This window comes from Sporomusa acidovorans, from assembly GCF_900101845.1.
Classification (GTDB): domain Bacteria; phylum Bacillota; class Negativicutes; order Sporomusales; family Sporomusaceae; genus Sporomusa; species Sporomusa acidovorans.
Map to the genome: position 1 here is coordinate 1 of NZ_FNAM01000096.1, position 5,738 is coordinate 5,738.

Genomic DNA, 5,738 nt, shown 5'->3' on the forward strand with positions numbered 1-5,738 from the left:
GGCGTTATCGACGGCTACGGCAATGGAACATTTCAAGGCGATAAGACCTTGACGCGTTATGAAATGGCGGTAATTGTCGGCAAGGCGATATCCCATTCAGCCAAGGCTGACGCTGAAAATAAAGCGCTGATTAATAAATTGTCAGTGGAATTTAAAGACGAGCTAACCAACCTGGGCGTCCGTGTGGACAAGCTGGAAAAAAAGAGCGATAAGCTTACTGTTAACGGATTTCTTCATGTTTCGAACCAATCCTGGCGTAATACCGGTGTCTATCATGCTGTGAGCGCCCCTAATTACGAGTCGCCGCATGCCAATGACGGGCAGTGGTGGTCTGTCGGCATTGACCTTTATGCTACCTACAAAGTAAACGACAACTGGAAAATACTGATCGAAGATGAGGCTACCCGTGATTTCCAAAGCGGTGGCTTCTATGTAAACGACGCGAATAGAGATGCCAATACTTGGTCAGGAGGACATAACGACCAGATGTATGCGTTTGGCAAGGTTGGTAACGTGAATACCAAAATTGGTAAATTTGAATATCAGCCGGGATACGGCATCGTGATCAGACAGGATCAAAAAGCGGTTCAGGGTGTTCAATTTGCGTTTGGCGATCCTGGCAAAGTGAAAACAATACTGACATACGGTTATTTACGGCGGATCGCGGGCGGCAACAATTCAGCCAATCCGTACATTGTTTCCAATACTACCGATAATCGTTATACGGGGGCGGAGGTTAATATACCATTAGCCAAAGACGCTAATTTTAAAGCGGCTTACCACCGCATAAAAAACGATGAAAACATTACTGCCACTAGCGGTACAGTAGGCAATCCCTCACCCTATGCGTCAGAAATTAATTTATGGGAAGTCGGCGCGGATAAGATGATTGCGAAAAACCTGAAGTTATTTGGCACCTATTCCCAATCAAACGCTGACGAAGACAACAAGGCTTATCTTGCGGGACTTACCTACGGCCGTATGGATTTGAAGAAACCAGGCAGTTATGGCGTAACGGCACGTTATGTTCATTGGGATAAATTTACCGGTTATGGCCATGGCTATTGGGCTTCCGGTTACTTACACGGTATGAAAGGACCTGAGTTATTCACTAATATCGCTATTGACAAAAACGTGGCCATTTTCGCCTGGTGCGACTGGGTAAAACCGGCTGATGGTACTAAGGGCTCAATTAACACAGTTAAGGCCGAATTAGATTTCTTCTTTTAAAAAGTAGTAAGAAAATATAAGGAAAGAGATGAGAAGCGAAGAATGAAATCAGCTCAAGAATTGCTTAAGGAGCGCACCGCGCGGGTAAAAAAAGCTATTGCATTGGAGAAACCAGACAGGACCCCCATAATACTTACTGCGGATGCGTTTTGCGCTTACCACATGGGAGTGAAATTATCAGACTTTGTTTTCGATGTCAAGCTCTCTTCTAAAACAATATATGATTCCTTAAAAGCATTAGGCGAGGTGGATGGAACAGGCGGGGCTTTTTGTACGGCGCGTTTATTTCCGTTAATGGCTTATGCCAAAATGAAATTGCCTGGGGTTGAATTACCGGATAATGCTTTTTGGCAGATTGACGAACAGGAATTAATGGCAGTAGCGGATTATGATACAATCTTAGATAAAGGCTGGGCTGCTTTCAGTAAGGATTATATAGCAAACAGGTTAAAAATAGATGTGCCTTCACTATTAGCGGAAACGGCAAAACTCCCAGAACTGCGGCAAAACTTTGTCGATGCGGGGTATGTCGTATATATTGGGGCCGGTGCATCCATTACTGTTAACGAATATCTTAGTGCGGCCCGTACATTCCCTAAATTCATGCGGGATATGTTTAAAATGCCGGATAAAGTTGAGGCAGTACTTGATATAATATTAGCAGAAACTCTTGAAAAAATCAGGAAACAAATTCGCGCTGCTAATCCTACTGTAGTATTTGTATCTCCTTCCCGTGGTGCCAGCCAATTTTATTCCCCGAAGATCTGGCAACGGTTTGTATGGAAGTATTTAAAGGCAACCGTTGATGCTATCATTGCCGAAGGTGCAGTGGCAAACATTCATATTGATGGAAATTGGGAGCGTGATTTGGAATTTTTCAAGGATTTTCCAAAAGGAAAAGTAGTTTTCGAAACTGATGGTGCCACAGATATATACAAGATTAAAGAAGTTTTAGGGGATCGTATGTGTATCAAGGGTGATGTTCCCGCGGCATTGCTTACTGTTGGCAATCCAGAGGAAGTTTATAATTATTGTACAAACCTAATAAAGAATATGGGACTAGGCTTTATTCTCTCTACAGGTTGCACAGTGCCGCCTAATGCCAAAGTTGAAAATATGCAGGCTATGGTTGCTGCTGCTACCGGCAAGTAAGAACTATGATAAAGCTAATATAGTTCGTTTAATACATATCCACTCGTTAAGCGAGTGGATATTTTTATCTTACTTAAATGCTATGATCATCCAAAATTTTCTTGACGTGTATTGCGATAACCGATACAATATATTGTGTTATATTGATGTGGATATACTAAATCTTGTGCTGAATTTATGAAGGGAGTTAGCATATGAACTTATCGGATAACGCTATAAGGGTTCTGGAAAGACGGTATTTGTCCAAGGATGAGGCTGGCCGGCTGTTGGAAGACGCCGACGGGATGTTTCACAGGGTCGCAAAAGCGGTTGCTGCTGCCGATGCTGCCTATGTCTCTGAGGCGGAACTGCAGACAATTGAAAATGAATTTTATGAAATGATGGCAGGCCTTGAGTTTTTGCCGAACTCGCCGACACTGATGAATGCGGGGAGGCCTTTGGGACAATTAAGCGCTTGTTTTGTGCTGCCGATAGAGGACACCATGGAGGGCATATTTGAAACGCTGAAAAATGCCGCCATGATTCACAAAAGCGGTGGCGGGACGGGTTTCAGTTTTTCAAGGTTAAGGCAGAAGGGGGCTTCCGTAAATACTACCGGCGGAGTGGCCAGTGGTCCGATTAGTTTTATGAAAGTTTTTAATGCCGCTACTGAGGCCGTAAAACAGGGCGGAACCAGAAGAGGTGCCAATATGGGCATTCTTAGGGTCGATCATCCGGATATTCTGGAATTCATTACGGCCAAAAAAGACAATGCCGATATTACAAACTTTAATATTAGTGTGGGAATTACCGAAGAATTTATGAAAGCGGTAGAAGAAAACAGAGAATATGACTTAATTGATCCTCATAAAAAGGTCGTAACCGGACAGCTAAATGCCAGAGAAGTATTTGATGTGATTGTGGATATGGCGTGGAGTAACGGCGAGCCGGGCATTATATTTTTGGACAGGCTTAATGAGAAAAACGCAACGCCGGAGCTGGGAGCGTTCGAAAGTACTAACCCTTGCGGTGAACAGCCGCTGCTGCCGTATGAATCCTGTAATCTTGGTTCCATAAATTTAAGTCTGATGATAAAAAATACCCGTAATAAGGCAGCGGTTGATTTTGAGCGAATTGGCACTGTTGTAAAAAAGGCCGTTCATTTTTTGGACAATGTCATTGATGTAAATAAATACCCCTTGCCGGAAATTGATCAAATGACCAAAGGCAACAGAAAGATTGGGTTAGGGGTTATGGGCTGGGCGGACATGCTGTATCAACTGAAAATCCCTTACAATTCACAGCAGGCAATTGAATTGGCCGAACAGGTAATGAGCTTCATCCAGAAACAAGCGAAAACAGCATCGGCCAAACTGGCGGAGCTAAAAGGCGTATTTTCCAACTATGATCAAAGTATTTACGCCCAGCAAGGAGTACGGCTGCGCAACGCAACCACAACCACCATCGCCCCAACGGGAACATTAAGTATCATTGCCGGTGTCTCCAGCGGGATTGAACCCTTGTTTGCCTTATCGTATATCAGAAATGTCATGGATAATGATGAATTAATTGAAACGAATCCATACTTTGAACAAGTGGCCAAAGACGGTCAATTCTATAGTAATAAATTGATGAAGACTATTGCTAATCGGGGAACCATCAAGGGCCTGACCGAAATACCGGAAGCTATTCAGCAAATTTTTGTCACAGCCCACGATATTTCGCCGGAATGGCATGTACGGATGCAGGCTTCGTTTCAGAAATATACGGATAATGCCGTTTCCAAGACAGTCAATCTAAGTAGTAAAGCCACCAGGGAAGATGTTAAGGACGTATTTAACTTAGCCTATAAGACCGGTTGCAAGGGTGTAACCATCTACCGGGATGGCAGTAGAGACCTGCAGGTACTGAACATCGGCAAGGTTAACGGTAAAGAGACGGTCGACCAGGACACCAGACAGGAAGCTTTTGCCCCCCGGTCCAGGCCGGATATCACTACCGGATTTACGGAAAAAGTTAAAATAGGCTGCGGTTCGATATTTATTACCGTAAATTACGATCAACACGGAATCTGTGAAGTTTTCACCAATACCGGCCGGGCGGGCGGCTGCCCCTCACAGTCTGAGGCTACGGCAAGGCTGGTTTCGATTGCTTTGCGGTCCGGAATGGACGTGAATTCTATTATTGACCAGTTGAAAGGTATCCGGTGCCATTCGACGATCAGGCAAAACGACTTAAAGGTATTGTCATGTCCGGACGCAATTGGCAAGGTTATCGAAAAGGTAATGAAAATCCAAAATGGGGAAAAAGTCGATGATCATAATTTCACGGTATCCAGCAATGCCTGCCCGGAATGCGGCAAACCGCTTGAATATGAAAGCGGCTGCGTAATATGCCGCAATTGCGGCTTCAGCAAATGCGGTTAAAACAAATTATAGTGTACAAAATGTAAAAAAAGCTGCCACTCTCAATGCGACAGCCTCTTTTGCTCGTTATATCCGATACGGATAACCGTATCATTGGTAACACTGAAAAATAGAACTTCTATCTGATGTTTTTAAAAATCAGATAGAAGTTCTATACTTTTTAAGAATAAATGTAGTAAATCCCAAGTGCGGGCAATTTTGTTAAAAGCAGGAATTATTACAAAATAAACAGAAAATAATTTTATTGAGGGACAAAGGGACAGGTACCTTGTCCCAAGGACAAAGAATGTTAAACTAGCTTAGAGGTGATAAAACTGCCCGTTCTCAGCCATCATTCGCTTGATGTGGCTGATTCAACTTATACTTTCTGAGTTTTTTTAACACCGCCGTATGCGACAATCCTAATACCGAGCCTACCCGCCGCGCTGAGCCAAACCGCTTAACCGTTTCCCGCAGAATGATTTTTTCCACTTGGGCTAATCGTTCGTGCAGGGTCTGATAGGTTTCAAACCGGACGTCCGGTACTTGAATTTGGCGCGACGGAGGACGGCGTCCCAATAAAATGTGCCGTTCTTCTACGGCCGTTCCTTCCACCAGGTTGACGGCCCGTTCCACCACATTTTCCAATTCCCGCACATTGCCCGGCCAGTCGTAATACTGCAGACGCTCCAGCGCCGCCGGGGTAAAGCCCTGCACCGGCCGCTGCAGCTTGCCGGCAAAGCGCTTTAAAAAATATTCGGCCAATAACCGAATATCTTCCTGCCGCTCCCGCAGCGGCGGTAAAAACAAGGGAATCACGTTCAAACGATAATATAAATCTTCCCGGAACAAACCGCCGGCCACTTGTTTTTCGAGATCGCGGTTGGTTGCCGAAATTATCCGCACATTTATTGCGATCTCACGGCTGCTGCCCACACGGCGCACCCGCCGGTCCTGCAGGGTACGCAGCAG

Annotated in this window: 4 protein-coding genes; 3 read left to right on the forward strand and 1 reads right to left on the reverse strand. The window is 44.6% G+C overall.

Annotation, left to right across the window (positions count from 1 at the left end):
* From BLR65_RS30300 to BLR65_RS28370, 3 genes are all read left to right on the forward strand, one after another.
* On the forward strand, positions 1 to 1,230 hold a 1,230-nt coding region (locus BLR65_RS30300; protein ID WP_093798139.1), incomplete at its 5' end, for a hypothetical protein.
* A 42-nt stretch (positions 1,231 to 1,272) separates the two neighbouring features.
* Positions 1,273 to 2,382, forward strand: coding sequence for a uroporphyrinogen decarboxylase family protein (locus BLR65_RS28365; protein WP_093798141.1), 1,110 nt, complete (start codon positions 1,273 to 1,275; stop codon positions 2,380 to 2,382).
* Positions 2,383 to 2,576: 194 nt separating this feature from the next.
* A complete protein-coding gene (locus tag BLR65_RS28370) occupies positions 2,577 to 4,787 on the forward strand; it encodes a vitamin B12-dependent ribonucleotide reductase (protein ID WP_093798143.1) in 2,211 nt (736 codons plus the stop codon).
* 324 nt (positions 4,788 to 5,111) lie between these two features.
* Here BLR65_RS28370 and BLR65_RS28375 read toward each other — a convergent pair.
* On the reverse strand, positions 5,112 to 5,738 hold a 627-nt coding region (locus tag BLR65_RS28375; protein WP_176772829.1), incomplete at its 5' end, for an AAA-type ATPase lid domain-containing protein.